The sequence below is a fragment of the Kitasatospora sp. NPDC058218 genome (genome assembly GCF_042882445.1).
Classification (GTDB): Bacteria; Actinomycetota; Actinomycetes; order Streptomycetales; family Streptomycetaceae; genus Kitasatospora.
Genome location: NZ_JBHVWC010000020.1, coordinates 12,456 through 31,688 on the forward strand (window position 1 = coordinate 12,456; position 19,233 = coordinate 31,688).

General features: G+C 74.7%; 20 protein-coding genes. 8 read left to right on the forward strand and 12 right to left on the reverse strand.

All coding sequences use genetic code 11. From position 1 onward, the window contains the following. Positions 1-85 precede the first annotated feature (85 nt). Both ACFVYI_RS14855 and sigE read right to left on the reverse strand, forming a co-directional pair. Positions 86-1,126, reverse strand: coding sequence for an anti-sigma factor family protein (locus ACFVYI_RS14855; RefSeq protein WP_387885125.1), 1,041 nt, complete (start codon positions 1,124-1,126; stop codon positions 86-88). Continuing rightward, the gene (gene sigE, locus ACFVYI_RS14860) at positions 1,123-1,857 is read right to left on the reverse strand and encodes an RNA polymerase sigma factor SigE (protein WP_387885308.1); all 735 of its coding nucleotides are present in this window, start codon (positions 1,855-1,857) and stop codon (positions 1,123-1,125) included. Before sigE ends, ACFVYI_RS14855 begins: the two co-directional genes overlap by 4 nt. 326 nt (positions 1,858-2,183) lie before the next feature. Between sigE and ACFVYI_RS14865 the strand changes: the two genes are divergently transcribed. Beyond that, complete coding sequence (locus ACFVYI_RS14865; protein WP_360632918.1) at positions 2,184-2,792, forward strand: O-methyltransferase; 609 nt, start codon at positions 2,184-2,186, stop codon at positions 2,790-2,792. Positions 2,793-2,944: 152 nt separating this feature from the next. Here ACFVYI_RS14865 and ACFVYI_RS14870 read toward each other — a convergent pair whose 3' ends face one another. After that, on the reverse strand, positions 2,945-3,112 hold the full coding sequence (locus ACFVYI_RS14870; RefSeq protein WP_014137929.1) for a DUF3117 domain-containing protein: 168 nt from the start codon (positions 3,110-3,112) through the stop codon (positions 2,945-2,947). A 297-nt stretch (positions 3,113-3,409) separates the two neighbouring features. Here ACFVYI_RS14870 and ACFVYI_RS14875 point away from each other — a divergent pair, with 297 nt between their 5' ends. Continuing rightward, positions 3,410-4,210: an enoyl-CoA hydratase-related protein gene (locus tag ACFVYI_RS14875; protein WP_387885128.1), complete on the forward strand. Its 801-nt coding sequence runs from the start codon at positions 3,410-3,412 to the stop codon at positions 4,208-4,210. Positions 4,211-4,277: 67 nt separating this feature from the next. Here ACFVYI_RS14875 and ACFVYI_RS14880 read toward each other — a convergent pair whose 3' ends face one another. Both ACFVYI_RS14880 and ACFVYI_RS14885 read right to left on the reverse strand, forming a co-directional pair. Then, positions 4,278-4,868, reverse strand: coding sequence for a DNA-3-methyladenine glycosylase I (locus tag ACFVYI_RS14880; RefSeq protein WP_387885129.1), 591 nt, complete (start codon positions 4,866-4,868; stop codon positions 4,278-4,280). Next, the gene (locus ACFVYI_RS14885; RefSeq protein ID WP_387885130.1) at positions 4,865-5,287 is read right to left on the reverse strand and encodes a DivIVA domain-containing protein; all 423 of its coding nucleotides are present in this window, start codon (positions 5,285-5,287) and stop codon (positions 4,865-4,867) included. Before ACFVYI_RS14885 ends, ACFVYI_RS14880 begins: the two co-directional genes overlap by 4 nt. A gap of 174 nt (positions 5,288-5,461) precedes the next feature. On the opposite strand from ACFVYI_RS14885, the gene folP reads away from it, so the two are divergent. Next, positions 5,462-6,274 (forward strand): dihydropteroate synthase, encoded by an 813-nt coding sequence (gene folP, locus ACFVYI_RS14890; protein WP_387885311.1) that lies wholly within the window; start codon positions 5,462-5,464, stop codon positions 6,272-6,274. 90 nt (positions 6,275-6,364) lie between these two features. On the opposite strand, the gene ACFVYI_RS14895 is transcribed toward folP, so the two are convergent. Further along, positions 6,365-7,174, reverse strand: a complete 810-nt coding sequence (locus ACFVYI_RS14895) for a TIGR00730 family Rossman fold protein (protein WP_387885133.1) — start codon at positions 7,172-7,174, stop codon at positions 6,365-6,367. A gap of 133 nt (positions 7,175-7,307) precedes the next feature. Then, positions 7,308-8,381: a succinyl-diaminopimelate desuccinylase gene (gene dapE, locus ACFVYI_RS14900; protein WP_387885135.1), complete on the reverse strand. Its 1,074-nt coding sequence runs from the start codon at positions 8,379-8,381 to the stop codon at positions 7,308-7,310. Between the two features lie 357 nt (positions 8,382-8,738). Between dapE and ACFVYI_RS14905 the strand changes: the two genes are divergently transcribed. Then, positions 8,739-9,764, forward strand: a complete 1,026-nt coding sequence (locus ACFVYI_RS14905; protein ID WP_387885138.1) for a hypothetical protein — start codon at positions 8,739-8,741, stop codon at positions 9,762-9,764. 373 nt (positions 9,765-10,137) lie between these two features. Then, on the forward strand, positions 10,138-10,902 hold the full coding sequence (locus tag ACFVYI_RS14910) for a hypothetical protein (RefSeq protein ID WP_387885140.1): 765 nt from the start codon (positions 10,138-10,140) through the stop codon (positions 10,900-10,902). A gap of 94 nt (positions 10,903-10,996) precedes the next feature. On the opposite strand, the gene dapC is transcribed toward ACFVYI_RS14910, so the two are convergent. Together dapC and fdxA are read right to left on the reverse strand one after the other, a co-directional pair. Further along, complete coding sequence (gene dapC / locus ACFVYI_RS14915; protein ID WP_387885142.1) at positions 10,997-12,142, reverse strand: succinyldiaminopimelate transaminase; 1,146 nt, start codon at positions 12,140-12,142, stop codon at positions 10,997-10,999. 21 nt (positions 12,143-12,163) lie between these two features. Next, positions 12,164-12,493, reverse strand: coding sequence for a ferredoxin (fdxA, locus tag ACFVYI_RS14920; protein ID WP_329489462.1), 330 nt, complete (start codon positions 12,491-12,493; stop codon positions 12,164-12,166). A 199-nt stretch (positions 12,494-12,692) separates the two neighbouring features. Here fdxA and ACFVYI_RS14925 point away from each other — a divergent pair, with 199 nt between their 5' ends. Beyond that, positions 12,693-13,637, forward strand: coding sequence for a GNAT family N-acetyltransferase (locus ACFVYI_RS14925; protein WP_387885144.1), 945 nt, complete (start codon positions 12,693-12,695; stop codon positions 13,635-13,637). A gap of 112 nt (positions 13,638-13,749) precedes the next feature. Continuing rightward, on the forward strand, positions 13,750-14,643 hold the full coding sequence (locus ACFVYI_RS14930; protein WP_387885147.1) for a transglutaminase family protein: 894 nt from the start codon (positions 13,750-13,752) through the stop codon (positions 14,641-14,643). Between the two features lie 41 nt (positions 14,644-14,684). Here ACFVYI_RS14930 and ACFVYI_RS14935 read toward each other — a convergent pair whose 3' ends face one another. Then, entirely contained in the window at positions 14,685-15,311 is a 627-nt protein-coding gene (locus tag ACFVYI_RS14935) for a response regulator (protein WP_387885313.1), read from the reverse strand. Positions 15,312-15,397: 86 nt separating this feature from the next. Here ACFVYI_RS14935 and ACFVYI_RS14940 point away from each other — a divergent pair, with 86 nt between their 5' ends. Continuing rightward, a complete protein-coding gene (locus ACFVYI_RS14940) occupies positions 15,398-16,336 on the forward strand; it encodes a MerR family transcriptional regulator (RefSeq protein WP_387885148.1) in 939 nt (312 codons plus the stop codon). A 40-nt stretch (positions 16,337-16,376) separates the two neighbouring features. Here ACFVYI_RS14940 and murJ read toward each other — a convergent pair whose 3' ends face one another. Beyond that, positions 16,377-17,963: a murein biosynthesis integral membrane protein MurJ gene (gene murJ, locus ACFVYI_RS14945; RefSeq protein WP_387885149.1), complete on the reverse strand. Its 1,587-nt coding sequence runs from the start codon at positions 17,961-17,963 to the stop codon at positions 16,377-16,379. Between the two features lie 65 nt (positions 17,964-18,028). Next, positions 18,029-19,186 (reverse strand): lipid II:glycine glycyltransferase FemX, encoded by a 1,158-nt coding sequence (locus tag ACFVYI_RS14950; protein ID WP_387885152.1) that lies wholly within the window; start codon positions 19,184-19,186, stop codon positions 18,029-18,031. Positions 19,187-19,233 lie beyond the last annotated feature (47 nt).

Here is a 19,233-nt window from a genome sequence, read left to right on the forward strand (position 1 = left end):
GGCCACCGTCGGGTCCGGACCCCACAGTGTGATGAAGCCGTGGTGAAGACCCGCCGATGGCCATGGCCGTGGTGACCGGCGTGCGCTACCGGTTCTCCCGGTGCAGGCCGGCGAGGCCCGAGCTCGGGATGCGGTCCGGCACGACGTGCGGCGGGGTCGCGCTGCGGGTGGCCGCCACCGGGCGGACCGGGAAGTCCACCGGGACCTGCGCCTTCATCGGGGCGTACCCGCCGCTGCGGTCGGTGTTGCCGACCGGGCTCACCGAGGTGCCGTGCTGCTCGTCGCTCTGGGCGGCGAAGCCGCCGACCCCGCCGAGCGTCACCGCGGCGACCGAGAAGGCCCCGGCGGCGGCGAAGACGAACCGGCGCCCGCGCGGCGGCGCCTGCCGGACCACCGCGGGCCCGGTCGCGGCTGCGGCCGGCTGCGGTGCGGCGGCCTCGGGACGGCCGGAACGCCGACCCATCAGGGGGCGCAGCACCGAGCTCCCGCGCGCGAACGCCCTGGGGTCGATGCCCGGCACCGGTGCGTCCGCGCCGAGCGCGCCCGCACCGAAGGCGCCCGCGCCACGGCCGAAGGAGCCGCCGTTCAGCCGACTGCCGCCGAGGGTGCCGCCCCGGGCGTCCGGCCGGGTGGACCCCCAGGCCGCGGGCAGTCCGCCGCCGGGCAGGTCGTCGTCGTCCCGGCGCGGCCGGTCGGTGGCGGGAGGTTCCTCGTCCTGGAGGGCCCCGACGGCCATCAGCCGGGACATCAGCGCCGAGGACGGGCCGGGGGTACCGGTACGGGTCAGCAGGTGCTTCACGGCACGGCCCTCGTCGGCCTCGGCGAGGCACTGCGGGCAGGTCGCCAGATGGGCCTGGACGCGGTCGCGGGAGTCGTGGCCGAGTTCCCCGTCCACGAAGGCGGAGAGCCGCTCCCCGAGGTGGTGCTCCTCGGCGGCGGGCTCGGTGGGCTTGACGGCCACCGAGCGCAGCGATGCCTCGCCCGGCAGGGCCGCGGTGGGCGGCAGCGGCTCGTCGGCCCCGTCCTCGTGGCCTCGGCGGCCCAGCTGGGGCCAGCCGCCGCGCCAGGCGGCGCCCTTGCCGGGAGCGTCCGGTCGGCCCGGCCCCGACCGGCCGGTTCCGCTCACGATCGCCTCCGTCCGCGCCCGCCCGGCGCACCCGGGGCCTCGCCCGCCACGGCGCCGACCGGCACCGGCTCCTCGGAGCCGCCCCGGCGCTCGCGGCCCGGGGCCGCGCCGGGGGCGCGGTGCTTCAGGGCGGCGCGCAGGTGCGAACGGCCGCGGTGGATGCGGCTGCGGACGGTGCCGAGCTTGACGCCGAGCGTCGCCGCGATCTCCTCGTAGGAGAGGCCCTCGATGTCGCAGAGCACCACGGCGGCGCGGAACTCCGGGGCGAGGGTGTCCAGCGCCTGCTGGACGTCGGCGTCGAAGTGGGTGTCGCTGAAGTGCTGGGCCGGGCTGGGCTCGCGGCTGGCCAGGCGCTCGGCCGCGTCGTCGCCGAGCGCGTCGAAGCGGATCCGCTGGCGTCGGCGGACCATGTCCAGGAACAGGTTCGTGGTGATCCGGTGCAGCCAGCCCTCGAACGTGCCGGGGGTGTAGGTCGACAACGAACGGAACACCCGGACGAAGACCTCCTGGGTGAGGTCCTCGGCGTCGTGCTGGTTGCCCGTCAGGCGGTAGGCGAGGCGGTAGACGCGGGCGCTGTGCGCCTCGACGATCTCCTCCCAGGAGGGCGGAGTCCAGGTCTGCGCGTCGGGCCCCTCGGCGAAGCTCGCGAGGGCGGCGGGTGCCTCGGTGGTACCGGCGGCCGGCGTCGCGGCGGCCGGCTGGTCCAGGGTGGAGTGCGCAGGCTGGTTCATCACGGGCTTCGGCGTACGGGCTGACGCGGTGCCGCGGGAGTGCCGCCGCACAGGGACGTCGCCCTCGGCCACACCTCCTCGGTTGGCTCTTCTGCCCAGCAGGGCCACCACCATATCCACCTCACCCGTCAAGCCCGGATAAAAGTGCCCGGGGGGTATCCCGGGGGTATCCGTTACCCGGTCCCTTCCTCTGCAACGGCCCGCCGCCGTACGCGGTTCCCGGGCGGCCAGTAATCTGTGGCAGGAAATATCGACTTCCGCTCGGCACCGGGCCACTGCCCGGGGCTCCGAAAGAGGCAGCCATCAGCGAGTTCGGGCCCGCGCGCGTGGCCCTCTCCGACACCTTCGTCGGCGAGGACGCGGTGCTGACCTACGCCCGGGCACAGTCCGCGCGCACCGGTATCAGGGCGATCGGGCCGGGCGGTGGGGCCTGTCTGCGGCTGCTGGCGGCCGCGCTGGACGCCAAGGCGGTGGCCGAGATCGGCACCGGGACGGGCGTCTCCGGGGTCTATCTGCTGCGCGGAATGCGCCCCGACGGCGTGCTCACCACCGTGGACACCGAGCCGGTGCGACAGCAGCTGGCCCGGGAGGCGTACCACGCGGCCGGCTTCGCGGCGAACCGGTCCCGCTTCATACCGGGCCGGGCCCTGGACGTGCTGCCGCGGCTCGCGGACGGCCAGTACGACCTGGTGTTCTGCGACGGGGACCCGGCGGAGTCGCGGGAGTACCTGGCGGAATCGCTGCGGCTGCTGCGCCCGGGCGGGATGGTCTGCTTCGAGGGCGTCTTCCAGGAGGGCCGGCTGGCCGAGCCCGACCAGCAGGACCCGCAGACGCACGCGGTGCGCGACCTGGTCCGGGACGTCCGGGAGAGCGAGTCCCTGCTGCCGGCGCTGCTGCCGGTCTCGGACGGGCTGCTCTGCGCCGTGAAGCGCTGACCCGGGGCGGCGGGGGGCCCGGAACCCAGCGGCCCCGGAACCCTGTGGTTTCCGGAGCCCAGCGGCCCCGGAAACCACAGGGCCCGGGCCGACGTGATGTCGTACCCGGGCCCGGCGGCACATCTCCAGGAGATGGGGAGCGCCCGCTGCGGTCAGCCGCAGGCCTTCTTCAGGGCCTCGCCCAGGGCGTCGGCCTCGTCAGGCGTGAGCTCCACCACAAGGCGTCCGCCGCCTTCGAGCGGAACGCGCATGATGATGCCCCGCCCCTCTTTGGTGACTTCGAGCGGGCCGTCACCCGTCCGCGGCTTCATGGCCGCCATGCTCGTTCCCCTTCCTGCAACCGCTCAGCTACGCACCGGCAGTCCGTCCACCGCCGGTATCGAACGCATTGATCGGAAGCCATTATCCCGCATGCCACGGCCTGATGACCAACATCACTCTCGGTGCAACCACGGCCGGACCGGCTCCAAGCGCCACATTTCCTGCCATAAGCCCCGGCGCGGCGGCGGTCGGCGCGCCGCCGAAAGGTGCGATACCTCACACTCCCCACCCGGCCGCGCGCTCCGGCATCCTGACACACGACCGACCTGTGACGACCCCAAGGGAGCCCCTCGCCCATGTCCGATTCCGTGCTGTACGAGCTGGACGGCGGCCTGGCCGTCATCACCATCAACCGCCCCGAGGCGATGAACGCGCTGGACACCGCCACCAAGGTGGCGCTGCGCGACACCGTGACCGCCGCGGCCGAGGACCCGGCGGTGCGGGCGGTTCTGCTCACCGGCGCGGGCGAGCGGGCGTTCTGCGTCGGGCAGGACCTCAAGGAGCACCTGGGCCTGCTCAAGCGGGCCGAGGAGACCGGCGAGGGCGCGCTCAGGACCGTCGCCGAGCACTACAACCCGCTGGTGCGGGCGCTGGCCGGCATGCGCAAGCCGACGGTGGCGGCGGTCGGCGGTGTCGCGGCGGGCGCGGGCGCCTCGCTGGCCTTCGCCTGCGACTTCCGGATCGTCGCGGACACGGCCGGGTTCAACACGGCCTTCGCCGGGATCGCGCTGACCGCCGACTCGGGCGCCTCCTGGACGCTGCCCCGGCTGGTCGGGCACGCCAAGGCCACCGAGCTGCTGATGCTGCCGCGGACGGTGAAGGCCACCGAGGCGATGGAGCTGGGCCTGGCCACCAAGGTCGTCCCGGCCGCCGAGCTGGCCGCCACCGCACGGGTCTTCGCCAAGGAGCTGGCCGACGGCCCGACGGTGGCGTACGGCGCCATCAAGGAGTCGCTGGCGTACGGCGCCTCGCACTCGCTGGACGAGCTGCTCGACAAGGAGGACGAGCTGCAGACGCTGGCCGGCGACAGCGAGGACCACCGGATCGCGGTCCGCGCGTTCATCGCCAAGGAGAAGCCGACGTACCTGGGTCGCTGACGCCCGCCGCGGGTACCGCCCGGGCCCCGACGGCCCGGGTGGCACCCGCACAGGGCCCCGACGGGACCTAGGCGACCCGCAGGGCGCTCCGGACGTGGCAGTCCGCCAGGTGGTCGTCGACCAGGCCGCAGGCCTGCATCAGCGCGTACGCGGTGGTCGGGCCGACGAACCGGAACCCCGCCTTCTTGAGCGCCTTCGCCAGCGCCGTCGACTCGGGCGTGACGGCCGGTACCTCCGCCAGGGTGCGGGGGGCCGGCCGGTCCGGATCCCCGGCGTACTGCCAGATCAGCGCGTCCAGGCCGCCGTCGAGGTCGCGGGCGACCCGCGCGTTGGCGATGGACGCCTCGATCTTGGCCCGGTTGCGGATGATGCCGGCGTCGCCGAGCAGCCGCTCGACGTCGGCCGGGCCGAACGCGGCGACCTCGTCGATCACGAAGCCCGCGAACGCGGCCCGGAAGCCCTCGCGACGGCGCAGGATGGTGATCCAGGAGAGGCCGGACTGGAAGGCCTCCAGGCAGACCCGCTCGAACAGCGCGTCGTCGCCGTGGACCGGACGGCCCCACTCGGTGTCGTGGTAGACCCGGTAGTCCTCCGTCGAGTCACCCCAGCCGCAGCGGCGCAGGCCGTCCGTACCGAGCACCGCACCGGCGTCGGTCACTGCTCCGCCGCCGGCCGCGCGCCCTCGGGGTCCTTGGTCAGCGTGACGACGGGCTCGACGACCTGGGCGAACTCCTCCAGCCCGGGCAGCGGTTCGGCGCCCGTGTCCGGGCCGGTGGTGGCCTCGACGGCGCCGCGCAGCGCGCCGGCGGCCTCCAGCTCGGCGATCCGCGAATCCCGGTAGGCGAGTTCGGCGCCGAGGCGGTCCAGCACGTCGTCCACCTCGTCCATCCGGTAGCCGCGGACGGCCATCGGCAGGCGGATGCCGTCCACGTCGTCCCGGCTCAGCGGACGGTCCTGCGGCAGCCGCGCGGCGATGCGGTCCTGCACTGCCTCCGGCAGTGAGCCGCCCCCGCCGAGCGCCACCAGCGCGGCGCCTCCGACCACGACGGCCATCGCCACCACGATCACCCAGAACACGAGCGGTCCTCCCGACTTCCCTGCCGGCGCTGACAACAGTGCCCGGCTCACGATCATGACAGCATGGTTCCCGATAGGCCGGGGGCCATCATCGCACCCGGAGCAGAGTTGGAGGAGACATCGGTGGCACTGCGCCTGGGACCACGGGAATTCGGTGACGACGAGCTGGTGATCATGGCCATCGTCAACCGCACCCCGGACTCGTTCTTCGACAAGGGCGCCACCTTCGCGGACGAGGCCGCGTTCGCCGCCGCCGACCGGGCGATGGCCGAGGGCGCCGCGATCCTGGACATCGGCGGGGTGAAGGCCGGACCGGGCGACGAGGTCACCGTCGAGGAGGAACTGCGGCGCACCGTGCCCTTCGTGGCGGAGCTGCGCAAGCGCCACCCGGAGGCCGTGATCAGCGTGGACACCTGGCGGCACGAGGTCGGCGAGGCGGTCTGCGAGGCGGGTGCGGACCTGCTGAACGACGCCTGGGGCGGGGTCGACCCGAAGCTCGCCGAGGTGGCCGCCCGGCACGACGTCGGCCTGGTCTGCACCCACGCGGGCGGCGCCGAGCCGCGGACCCGGCCGCACCGGGTCGGCTACCCGGACGTGATGGCGGACATCCTGCGGGTGACCGTCGGGCTGGCCGAACGGGCGGTGGAACTGGGCGTGCGGCGGGACGCGGTGATCATCGACCCGGGGCACGACTTCGGCAAGAACACCCGGCACTCGCTGGAGGCGACCCGCCGGCTGCCCGAGATGACCGCGACCGGCTTCCCCGTGCTGGTCTCGCTCTCCAACAAGGACTTCGTCGGCGAGACGCTGGACAAGCCGCTGGACGAACGGCTGCTCGGCACGCTGGCGACCACGGCGGTCTCGGCCTGGCTGGGCGCCCGGGTCTACCGGGCGCACCAGGTCGCCGAGACCCGGCAGGTTCTGGACATGGTCGCCTCGATCCGGGGCACCCGACCCCCGGCGGTCGCCCGCCGGGGGCTGGCCTGACAGGCGCCCCCCTCTTCGGGCTCGGCTCGCCTCCGGGGGGCTCGACCCGGCGCCGGGGGGCCGGGCTCAGGCGTGTCCGTCCGGCCGGGGTCAGATCTCGTGGGCCGGGCGGCGGGCGTCGGCGAGGATCTTCATGACCTCGTCGATGTCGTCGGTGATGTGGAACAGCTCCAGGTCGTGCGGGGCCGCCTTGCCCTGTGCGACGAGGGTGTTCTTCAGCCACTCGTAGAGGCCGCCCCAGTACTCGCTGCCGAACAGGATCACCGGGAACCGGGTGACCTTCTTCGTCTGCACCAGGGTCAGCGCCTCGAACAGCTCGTCCAGCGTGCCGAGGCCGCCGGGCAGCACCACGAAGCCCTGCGCGTACTTCACGAACATCGTCTTGCGGACGAAGAAGTAGCGGAAGTTCAGCCCGAGGTCGACGAACTCGTTGAGCCCCTGCTCGAAGGGCAGCTCGATGCCGAGGCCGACGCTCAGGCCGCCGGCGTCCGAGGCGCCGCGGTTGGCCGCCTCCATCGCGCCCGGCCCGCCACCGGTGATCACCGCGTAGCCGGCCTCCGCCAGCGCCCGGCCGATCGCCACGCCGGCCGCGTACTCGGGGGAGTCGACCGACGTCCGGGCGGAGCCGAAGACGCTGATCGCGGCCGGGAGTTCGGCCAGCGCGCCGAAGCCCTCGACGAACTCCGAGGTGATCCGCAGCACCCGCCACGGGTCGGTGTGCAGCCAGTCCGTCGGGCCGGTGGTGTCCAGCAGGCGCTGGTCCGTCGTGCTGGTGCCGACCTGGTCCCGGCGCACCAGCACCGGGCCCTTCTGCTTCTCGGGCCACGCCTTCTTCGGGCGCGGCTCGCCCACCTGCTCGGGTCCGTGTCCGTAGTGCTTTTCGTCTCCAGTGCCTGTCATGACGAAACCCTACGCCCGCCGATGCCCGTTTTCAGGCAACGGTGAAAGGTCGGTTGGGCAACCGGAAGGTGGCGTTCGACCACCGCCCGGGCGGTCCGGGCGGGTGCGGGCCACCCGGACCGCCCGGGGCGGCTCAGCCGGTCAGCCAGGCGCGCAGCCGCTCCTCGGTCTCGGCGATGGCGCTGAGCGAGCAGTGCTCGTCCCGCTTGTGCGCCATGTTCGGGTCGCCGGGGCCGTAGTTGACCGCGGGAATGCCGAACGCGCTGAACCGGGCGACGTCGGTCCAGCCGAACTTGGCCCGGGCGACGCCGCCGGTGGCGGCCAGGAAGGCCCGGGCGGCGGGCTGGTCGAGCCCGGGGAGTGCGCCGGGGGCGGAGTCGGTGACGGTCACCTCGAAGCCGTCGAAGACCTCGCGCAGGTGCTTCTCGGCGTCCGCCTCGCTGCGGTCCGGCGCGAAGCGGAAGTTGACCGTCACCACGCACTCGTCGGGGATGACGTTGCCGGCCACGCCGCCGTCGATCCGGACGGCGTTGAGGCCCTCGCGGTACTCCAGGCCGTCGATCTCGACCCGGCGCGGCCGGTACGCGGCGAGCCGGCCGAGCACCTCGGCGGCGTGGTGGATGGCGTTGTCGCCGAGCCAGCCGCGGGCCGCGTGGGCGCGCACGCCGGTCAGCCGGATCTGCACCCGCATGGTGCCCTGGCAGCCGCCCTCCACGGCGGCGCCGCTGGGCTCCATCAGCACGGCGAAGTCGGCGGCCAGCCAGTCCGGGTGCTCGGCGGCGAGGTGGCCGAGGCCGTTGCGGTGGGCCTCCACCTCCTCGCAGTCGTAGAAGACGTAGGTGAGGTCGCGGTTGGGCTCGGCCAGGGTGGCGGCCAGCCGGAGCTGGACGGCCACACCGGACTTCATGTCGGAGGTGCCGCACCCGTAGAGCAGGTCGCCCTCGACGTAGGACGGCACGTTGTCGGCGATCGGCACGGTGTCCAGGTGGCCGGCGAGCAGCACGCGCTCGGCGCGGCCCAGGCCGGTGCGGGCGACGACGTTGTTGCCGTGCCGGTCCACGGTCAGGTGCGGGTGGGCCCGCAGCGCCGCCTCCACGGCGTCGGCGAGCGCCTGCTCGTCGCCGCTGACCGACGGGAAGTCGACGAGCCGGGCGGTCAGCGCACCGCCGTCGAGAGTGAGGTCCAGGGGCGTCTCAGAGCTGCTCATGGTCCTTCAGCCTAGGGCCTGTCTTCAAACTCCCGTCGTTCGCCCGGAGGGCGGGCGGTGCGGCGTTGGGGTGCGTGCATCGCAAGGCGGAGGAGGGAGCCACTGCGGTGGGGGCACCTCCCGGCCGAAGGCTGGGGGCCATTGGCGACTGACGACAACGCGGCGAGGTGCGTACGTGCCCTGGGGGTACCTCCCGGCCGAAGGCTGGGGGAGCGCCGCACCGCAGGCGGGGGTTTGAAGACAGGCCCTGGGTCCCGGGCCGCCGGCCGTCCCGTGCCGCGGACCGCAACCGGTGGCGCCGCACATCCGTCCGAGTGGGTACGGTGTCCGATCAGGAGCAGGTGGAAAGGGGCGGCGGTGGCCAGGAAGAGGAGCGGCGGGCAGGGCGGCGACGCGGCGCCCCGGCGTCGGCGGCGCAGGCCGTTGCGTGCGGTGCTGATCGTCCTGCTGGCGCTCGTGGTGGTCGCGGTGGGCCTGTACTGGCTGCGCGACCAGAAGCTGACCCCCGAGGGCTGCGCCGTGAAGACCCCGTCGGGCGAGGGCACGCTGGAGATCCCGCAGGCGGCCAACGCCGCGACGATCGCCGCCGTGGCGCACTCGCGCGGCCTGCCGGACCGGGCGGTGACCATCTCGCTGGCGACGGCGATGCAGGAGTCCAAGATCCGCAACCTGTCGGGCGGCGACCGGGACTCGGTCGGCCTGTTCCAGCAGCGTCCCTCGCAGGGCTGGGGCACCGTCGAGCAGATCATGGACCCGGTCTACGCGACCAACAAGTTCCTCGACGGCCTGGTCAAGGTCCCCGGCTACACCCGGCTGCCGCTGACCGACGCGGCCCAGCAGGTGCAGAAGAGCGGCTACCCGCAGGCGTACGCCAAGCACGAGACCAAGGCGACGCTGCTCGCCTCGGCGCTGACCGGCCGCGAGGCGGGCGCGCTGAACTGCGTGGTGCACGACTTCGCCGCGCCCGAGGAGGAGACCGACGACGCCGCCGCGGCCGCCACCGGCGCCGCCGCGCCCTCGGCCGCCCCGGCCCCCCGGCCGGACCGGGTGCAGGTGCTGAGCGACCGGGTACGTCGCGAGTTCGGCCGGACAGTGACGCCGGCGGCCGGCTACACCTCGACCGTCAAGGGCGCCGAGAACGCCGTCTCGCTGACCCCGGACCCGGCGGCCAGCACCGATGCCGGTCCGGACGCCGAGCGGCAGAACGGCTGGGCGGTGGCGCACTGGGCGGTGACGCAGGCCCAGCAGCTGGGCATCGAGACGATCGCCTACGACGGGAAGATCTGGCGCAAGTCCAAGTCCGAGGACGGCTGGAAGCCGCAGCCGACCGGCACCTCGACCAAGCTGGTGCTGGTCTCGCTCGCGGCGCCCGGAAAGTCCTGAGGAAGGGCCTGCGCAGGCCTCCCGCGGGCCTGCGGGGGGCGCTCCCTAGGCGGCCGTGTGCCGGACCGCCACCCGGCCGTCCGGCGGGCTGACGCACTGGTGTCCGGGTTGCCGCCGAAGGAGTGATTCCGGTCAACCCCGGTGGACGGTGCGGCAGGCGCCGGAGGCCGGCCGCAGAATCGTCACTCCCCTTGGCCCGTCCCGCCTTCGCGGCTCCGGACGGACCGGCCGGAGCCCTCCGGCACCGGGCCTACGATCCGATCGTCGGTAAGACCGTTTCCTTGCACCGGCCGAAACCTTCTGGCTTCTCAAGCGGTAAGAACGTCGTCCGCCCGGCGGACAGGACGGACCCAAGACCCTTTCGAGGAGCCCCATGTCTCACTCCCTCACGCGCCGGATCGCCCAGGCCGCGCTGCTCGTGGCGGCCGGCGCGACCCCGCTCGTCGCGGTCGGCACCGCGTCCGCCGCCGACGCGCTGCTGCCCAAGTCCGACCTGGCCGCGCCGCTGGGCCAGCTCACCAACACCGACGCGGGATCCACCCTGCAGCACACCACCCACGAGCTGGGCCAGGCCGCCGGGGACACCGGCGCCGCCACCGTCGCCGCGGGCGTACCGGCCACCGCCGACGCCACCGGCAACATCGTCGCCCACCAGCTGCCCGAGGCGAACGAGAAGGCCGGCTCGCTGACCGCCCCGGTCGACAAGACCGCCGCCACCACCGGCCAGCTCTCCTCCATCACCCCGAAGGTCGCCGCCGCCCTGGCCGGCAAGGTCGGCGAGGCCGTGACCGGCGGCAGCGGCGCGACCGGCCGCAGCGCGGGTGCCGGCGCCAACCCGGTCGGCGGGCTCTCGCAGACCGCCGGCCTGACCCAGGGCCTGCCGGGCGCCGGCGCGCTCACCGGCGCCGTCCCCGGTGCCGACGCCGTGACCTCCGCGCTCCCGCTGGGCGCCCTGGGCCGCGCGCTGCCGGCCGAGGTCCCCGGCGCGGACGTGCTCGGCCTGGCCGAGCACGGCTCGGCCAACCGCCTCGGCGGCGCCGACCTCGGCCCGAACTCCCCGCTGGCCGGCCTCGGCCCGATCACCGGCCTGCTCGGCGGGCTCGGCGGCGGCGGCCTCGGCGGCCTGCCGATCGGCTGATCCGGCTCCGCCCGGCGCGCCCCGCACAGCACTGAAGGGGGCCGGTGTCCCGTCCTGGACACCGGCCCCCTTCGCCGTGCGCGGGCTGCGCCGGTCAGCCGCGCAGCCGCTCCACGGCCGCCGCGACCCGCTCGTCGGTCGCGGTGAACGCGACCCGGACGAACCGCTCGCCGGCCGGCCCGTAGAAGTCGCCGGGCGCCACCAGGATGCCCAGCCCGGCCAGTTCGGCCACCGTCTCCCAGCACGGCCGGTCCTGGGTCGCCCACAGGTACAGGCTCGCCTCCGAGTGCTCCACCCGGAAGCCGTACGCCTCCAGCGCCGCACGCAGCGCCGAACGCCGGGCGGCGTAGCGCCCGCGCTGCTCGGCCACGTGCGCGTCGTCCGCGAGCGCGGCGACGACCGCCGCCTGGACGGGGGCCGGGACGATCATCCCGCCGTGCTTGCGCACCCCCAGCAGTTCCTTGACCACCACCGGGTCGCCCGCCACGAAGGAGGCGCGGTAGCCGGCCAGGTTGGAGCGCTTGGAGAGCGAGTGGACGGCCAGCAGACCCTCGTGGTCGCCTCCGCAGACGTCCGGGTGCAGGACGGAGACCGGGTCGGCCTCCCAGCCCAGTTCCAGGTAGCACTCGTCGCTGACCAGCAGCACCCGGTGCTCCCGGGCCCACTCGACCGTGCGGCGCAGCTCGTCCTTGCCGAGCACCCGCCCGGTCGGGTTGGACGGCGAGTTGACCCAGAGCAGGCGGACCCTCGACCCGTCCAGCTCGTCCACCGAGTCGTACTCGACCGGCTCCGCGCCGCAGAGCCGCGCGCCCACCTCGTAGGTCGGGTAGGCCAGCCGCGGGTAGGCCACCTGGTCACCGGGGCCGAGGCCGAGCTGGGTCGGCAGCCAGGCCACCAGCTCCTTGGAGCCGACCGTGGGCAGGACGGCCTGCGGGCCGATCTCGGCGCCGACCCGGCGGCGCAGCCACCCGGCGATCGCCTCGCGCAGCTCCAGCGGGCCCCAGACGGTCGGGTAGCCGGGCGTGTCGGTGGCCGCGGCCAGCGCCTTCTGGATCACCTCGGGAACCGGGTCGACCGGGGTGCCCACCGAGAAGTCGCAGAGCCCGCCGGGGTGGGCCAGCGCGGTCTTCTTGTACGGCTCCAGCTTGTCCCAGGGGAAGACCGGCAGGAGATCGGAAACGCGGCGCGCCGCCCCCGGGTGGCCCGGGAACGGCGCGAGCGTGCTGTTCTTGGTACTCACAGCTCAGTTGCCACCGATCGTTCAGTGCTCGTCGGTGTTCTGCGGAGGCAGGGCGGCGATGAACGGGTGGTCCCGCTCGATCAGCCCGAGCTTCGAGGCACCACCGGGCGAACCGAGGTCGTCGAAGAACTCGACGTTCGCCTTGTAGTAGTCCTTCCACTCCTCCGGAGTGTCGTCCTCGTAGAAGATCGCCTCGACCGGGCAGACCGGCTCGCAAGCGCCGCAGTCGACACACTCATCCGGGTGGATGTAGAGCGATCGCTCGCCCTCGTAGATGCAGTCAACCGGGCACTCTTCGATGCAGGCCTTGTCCTTGACGTCGACACAAGGCTGCGCGATGACGTAGGTCACGCTGTCGTTCCTCCTCGGAAGGGCTCGGCGGCCCATTCTGTTTGCTCGCGTGCGCGGGTGAGCGCGGCGTCGTCGATGCCCGCCCCTAGTATCGCGGGTCGGAGACCGCAAATGCACAGGAGGTGCCCAGATGGCGGCTGGCGGACCGGTCCAGAACCGTCCGGAGGTCCGGATAGATCGCTCTGACGTGGGACTACGAGTGTCAGTTCGGCGTGTCGCGGAGTTCGTGGACGACAGGCCGGTGTTCCGCGATGTGATCGGTGTGCTCACATCCTGGGACGATCTTGAGCTGACCGTCGTCCCCCGGAGCGGTGATCCGGTCACCTTCGCGGAGAAGCTGCTGGTCGCGGGCAAGGTGGTGCCGCTCTTCCCGGCCCGCCGTGCGACGCCGCCCGTCGCCTCGGCGGAGGAGCTCCAGCGGATCGCGGCGCTCGGGTGGCCCGCCGTCGAGCAGGAGCCGCTCGGCGAGTGGACGCTTCGGGCCTCCGCCGGCTTCACCCGGCGGGCCAACTCCGTCCAGGCGCTCGGCGACCCCGGCCTGCCGCCGGCCGAGGCGCTCGCGGCGGTACGGCAGTGGTACGCGGCGCGCGGGCTGCCGGCCTGGGTGGAGGTCAGCACGCCCGGCTCGCCGGAGGACCTGCGCGGCGAGCTGGACCGGCTGGGGGCGGCGTACTCGCCCACGCTGGTGCGGGTCGCGGCACTCGCGCCGCTCGCCCGGCTCGGCTCCGGCCACCACCGCGTGCGGCTCGCCCGGACGGCCGGCGCCGAGTGGATGTCGCTGTACCGGCGGGTGACCGACGACCCGGCGGTGGAGGAGGCGGCGCGGCGGGTGATCCACGGCGGCCCGTCGGTCTGGTTCGCCACCGTGCCGGGCGCGCCGGGACAGCCGCCGCTGGCCATCGGACGCTGCGTCATCGACGGTCCGTGGGCCTGCTTCGGCGCGATCGAGGTCGCCCCGTACGCCCGCCGCGCCGGGCTGGCCACCACGCTGATGGCGGTGCTCGCCGCCCGGGCCGCCGAGGAGGGCGCGACCGGGGCCTACCTCCAGGTCGAGGCGGAGAACGATGGTGCGATCGCGCTCTATGACGGACTTGGCTTCACGACCAGTCACACTTACCACTACGCGCGCCTGCCCCAGGGGTAGCGCGCACGTACCGCCACGCCCGTCCGTCCGATCCACCGGCCCCGGCCGGCGGTTCCACCCCCGGTTCCGCCCGCCGGTGCCACCCGTCAGTCCCGCCTGTCTGTCCGCCCGCATGAAAGCCGTCGCAGCCACCGTGACCGAGCAGAGCAGAGCACGCTTCCGGACCGAGGCCCGGGCCGAGCACCCCGATCCGGTGCTGCTCTGCCTGCTCGCGGCCGCCGAGCACAGCCCCGTCCTGGACCCGGACGACCCCCGGGACCCGCCCACCCTGGAGGCCCTGCTGGCCGCCTGCGAGGCGGCGCTGGAGCGGCACGCCGCCGCCGTCCGGCTCGCCGTCGCCGAGCGGGCCCCGGCCGGGCCGGAGGAGACGGCCGCGCTGCTGGCCGCCGTGCTCGGCGGGCGGGAGCGGTTCCACGGGCGGCAGTCCGACTACCGGCGGCTGGAGTCCTCGCTGCTGCCGGACGTCCTGCGGCGCCGGCGCGGGCTGCCGATCATGCTCGCGCTGGTCTGGACGGCGGTCGGCCGGCGGGCCGGGGTGCCGGTGCACGGGATCGCGCTGCCGGGCCACTTCATCGTCGCGGTCGGCAGCCCGGGCGGCGGTGACGACTACGTCCTGGCCGACCCGTTCCACGGCGGGCGGCTGCTCGACCTGGAGGACGCGGCCGGCCTGGTCCGGGCCGCCGGCCACCCGTTCTCGCCCGAACTGCTCACCCCGGCCCAGCCGCTGGACACCGTGCACCGGGTCCTCGGCAACATCCGGGTCTGGGCCGCCGAGCGCCCCGAGCACGCCCGCACCCAGCTCTGGGCCACCGAACTCGCCCTGCTGCTGCCCCGGCACCCGGCCCAGCTCCGACTGGAGCGCGCGGAGCTGCTGGTGCGGACCGGCGACTTCCTCGGCGGCTCGGCCGAGATGGACGCCTACGCGGAGATCCTGGACACCTTCGACCCGGACACGGCGGCGAAGGTCCGCCAGGAGGCGCGGGCGGCCCGGCACCGGCTCAACTGAGCGCCGCCGGGCCGGGCAGGGGGGCCGTGCGACCGCGGGCCCTACAGCCAGCCCTTCTCGCGGGCGATCCGGACCGCCTCGGTGCGGTTACGGGCCTCGGTCTTCTGGATCGCCATCGAGAGGTAGTTGCGCACCGTCCCCTCGGACAGGTGCAGCCGGCGGGCGATGTCGGCGTTCACCGCCCCGTCCGCCGCGGCCGCCAGGACGTCGCGCTCGCGGGCCGTCAGCGGGTTCGCCCCCTCCGCGAGCGCGGCGGCGGCCAGCACCGGGTCGATCACCCGCTCACCGCGCAGCACCCGGCGGATCGCCTCCGCCAGCTCGGCCGCCGGGGCGTCCTTCACCAGGAAGGCGTCCGCACCCGACTCCATCGCCCGCCGCAGGTAACCGGGACGGCCGAAGGTGGTCGCGATCACGATCTTGGTCTGCGGCCGGCGCCTGCGCAGCTCCGCCGCGGCCTCGATCCCGGTCATGCCGGGCATCTCGATGTCCAGCACCGCGACCTGCACGTCCTGGGCGACCGCCGCCTCCACCACCTCGTCGCCGCGTCCCACCTGGGCCACCACGTCGATGTCCCCCTCCAGCCCGAGCAGCGCGGCCAGCGCCTCCCGGACCATCCCCTGATCCTCCGCCAGCAGCACGCGGACGGACGGGGCACCGTCGCTTCGCATCTCACTCATGCGGTCGACCCTAGGGCCACCGGCAGCGGGAATCACCTGTTGAGTCTCCCCCGGGGGGAGACGCCAGAGTGGTCCGCATGGACGACGACGTGCGGTACTCGATCGGTGACCTCGCCCGGCGGACCGGCCTGACGGTCAAGAGCATCCGCTTCTACGCCGACGAGGGCCTCGTCCCGCCCACCGGCCGGACCTCGGCCGGTTACCGCCGCTTCGACGTCCACGCCCTGGCCCGGCTCGACCTGGTCCGGACGCTGCGCGAGCTCGGGCTGGACCTGGCCACGATCCGGCGGGTACTGGACCGGGAGGCGCCGCTGCACGACGTCGCCGCCGCCCACGCGGACGCGCTGGACGTTCAGATCCGCGCCCTCCGGCTGCGGCGCGCGGTGCTCCGCGCGGTCGCCCGACGTGGTTCCACCCCTGAGGAGACAAGACTCATGCACAAGCTCGCCCAGCTCTCGGACGCCGAACGCCGGCGCCTCGTCCACGACTTCGTCGAGGACGTGTTCGGCGGCCTGGACGCCAACCCCGAATTCGTCGCCATGATGCGCTCGGCGATGCCCGAGCTCCCGGACGAACCCGGCGCCGAACAGGTGGAGGCCTGGGTCGAGCTGGGCGAGCTCGTCCAGGACGGGGAGTTCCGCGCCTCGGTGCGGCGGATGGCCGAACACCAGGCCGCCGAGCGGGCGGCGGGCGACACCACCGGCCTGCACCACGCCCTCACCGCGGCGGTCCGCGAACGGGTCGGCGCCGCGCTCGCGTCCGGCGTCCCGCCCCGCGCCCCGGCGGCCGACGCGGTGGTGGACGGGCTCACCGCCCGGTACGCCGCCACCTTCGGCCGCCCGGACGACGCGGAGCTGCGCCGCTGGCTGCTGCGGCGACTAGAAGCCGCGGACGACCCGCGCGCGGAACGGTACTGGCGGCTGCTGTCGGTGATCAACGGCTGGCCGGTCCCGGAGAGCCTGACCGAGGTGTCGGCCTGGTTCACCGAGGCCCTGCGGGCCCGGGTCGCGCCGTAGCCGGTCGCGGGGCCCGGGGGCGGCGGGGCCCCGCCGGGCCTCAGCGGCGGCGCAGGCGGGCCGTCAGCACCGACAGCTCCTCCACCCGCAGCAGCCGGCCGAGCAGCAGGAACACCGCGCCCAGCACCAGGCCGCCCAGCGCGAGACCCGCCCAGGCCCGGTCGACCGCGTGCGCCGCCGCCCAGGCGGCCGCCGCGGCCGGCAGGGCCGCCGCGAGCAGCCTGGTGTGCGTCGCCAGGACCCGCCGGGCGTCCAGCCCGCCGAGCCGGCGCCGCAGGAGCAGCGCCGCACCGGCCACCGCCAGCAGGAAGGACCCGCCGTAGCAGGCGGCCATCCCGGTCACCGCCCAGCGCGGCGGCAGGCAGTGGTAGCAGAGCAGCGACCCGGCGGCCGACGCCGCGACCGGCAGGAGGTTCAGCAGGAATGGCGTCCGACTGTCCCGCAACGCGTAGAAGACCCGGGTGAGGGCGTACGCCGCCGAGTAGAGCACCAGCCCGGGCGCGAAGGCCGTCAGCATCCACCCGATGGCCCGCACATCCGCCTCCCCGGCCCGTCCGTGTCCGAACGCGATCGCCGCCAACTGTGGCGCCAGTACGGCGAGTCCGCAAGCGGCCGGCACGGTCACCACGGCCACGGTCCGCACCGCCCGGGAGGCGAGCCCGCGCACCACCGACACCTCTCCCCCGGCCGCCGCCACGCTCATGCCCGGCAGTGCGGCCGTCACCAGGGACACCGTCATCACGCCGTGCGGCACGATCCAGAGCAGGTAGGCGCTGCTGTAGGCGGTGTAGCCGGCGCCGCCCGGCACGCCCGCGGCCGCGGCCTGCTCGCCGACCGCCGTGGAGAGCCGCGTCACGACCCAGTACCCCGCCTGGTCGGTCAGCACCAGCAGCAACGTCCAGCCGGCGGCGCGCAGCGGGTCGCCCAGGCCGGCTTCGCGCCAGTCCCAGCGCGGGCGCAGCCGGACGCCGGCGGCCCGCAGGCAGGGCAGCAGGGCGAGGCTCTGCACCACCACGCCGAGCGTGGTCCCGGCGCCCAGCAACGCCAGTTGCGCGTCGGTCGGCGCCCCGGTCCTCGGCAGCGACCAGAAGACCGCGATCACCACCAGGTTGTTGAGTACCGGCGCCCACGCCATCGGCGCGAAGCGCTGCCGCGCGTTGAGCACCTGGCCGAGCACGGTGAAGAGGCCGTAGAAGAAGACCTGCGGCAGGCAGAGGTAGGCGAGCAGCACCGTCCGGTCCAACTGGCCGCCGCCGTAGGAGGTGTAGGCGCGGACGATCCACGGCGCCGCCGGCACCACCACCGCCGCGATCACGGCCAGCGCCACCACGAGCAGTGTGACCAGCCGGTCGATGTGGGCCGCCCCGCCGTCCTCGGACTCCCGAGCCGCCCGCACCAGGTGCGGCACCAGGGCGGTGTTCAGCGCGCCGCCGATCAGCAGGACGAAGAGGATGTTGGGCACGGTGTTGGCCACGTTGTACCCGTCGGCCGACACCCCGGCGCCGAGGACGGCGACGACCAGCGCGGCACGGACGAACCCGGTGGCGCGCGACACGATCGTCCCGCCGGCCATCACCAGGCTCGCGGGCGGCCGGCGCCGCGGCCGGCGGTGACTGGAGCGCTCCATCGGCGACCTCCCCCGGGCCGAGGCACCAACTACCTTGTTCTCGCCAAGAGTTGTATTCAAACGACTCACCCCTGCCGCCGCGCCAGATAGCGCCGGAACGCCCGGTGCAGCGGCCGGTTCAGGGCCAGCTCCCACTCCCCCGAGCCCTCCACCACCCGGCCGCCGGTGCCGAGCTTCCAGCGCAGCAACCCGTAGTCGGAGCCGGCCCGGTCCAGCGAGGGCTGGACACCCCGCAGGTCGTACTCGTCGGCGCCCAGCCCGTGCGCGGCCTGGATCATCGCCCACTGCAGGGCGTTGGTGGGGCGGACCTCCCGCCCCCGCGAGGCCGAGCCGCCGGTCAGGTACCAGGCGCCGCGGCCGACCGTGACGAGGGTGTGCGCGGCCAGCACCTCACCCCGGTACCTGGCCAGGAACAACCGCATCCGGCCGGGCAGTTCGGCGTTCAGCTCGGCGAACTGCCGCCGGTAGTAGGCGAGTCCGCGCCCGAGGTCGAAGGCGCCCCGCCGCTCGGTCTCCTGCACCAGCGCGTAGAAGGACTCCAGGTCCTCGGCCGAGCCCTCCACGATCTCCACCCCGGCGCCGTGCGCCCGGCGCAGGTTGCGCCGCCACTGCGGGCTCAAGCCGTCCCGGACCGCGTCGAGTCCACGCCCGGCGAGCGGCAGCCGGAAGGTGAAGCGGGGCTGGGTGTCCCGCGCGGCCGGCTCCCAGCCGAGCACCCGCAGCCGCTCCCCGACCATCGCGCCGACCGGATCGACGGCGTCCGGCAGGACGTCCCGCAGGTGCGTGACCGCGCCGGCGCGGACCGCCGCCCGGATCGTCGCCGCCTCCCAGACCCGCAGGGCCGGCGGCGGCCCGATCCGCACCGTGAAGGCACCGCGCGAGCGCAGCGCGGCGGTCAGCGGCTCCAGCCACCGCCCGAGGTCCGGCGCGGCCCAGTCGATCACCGGTCCCTCGGGCAGGTACGCGAAGCACCGCCCGAGCCCCGGCAGGTCCCGGTACAGGACCAGCGCGGCGCCGACCGTCCGCCCCTCGGCGCCCGTCCAGGCCAGGCTCTCGGACCGCCAACCCTCCTTCACCCGGCCCCAGGACGGGCACTGCAGGAAGCTGACACCGCCGTGGGCGGCGGCCCAGGCGGCGTGCTCCGCCGCCGGTATCGACACCAGCCGCAACGGGCCGGTGTCCGCGCGGCCGGCGGCCACGGCCTCCGGGACGACGACGGTCATCGGCGAACCCCTCTCGCGTCGGGCGCCGGCCTGGAGCGCCGGCGGAC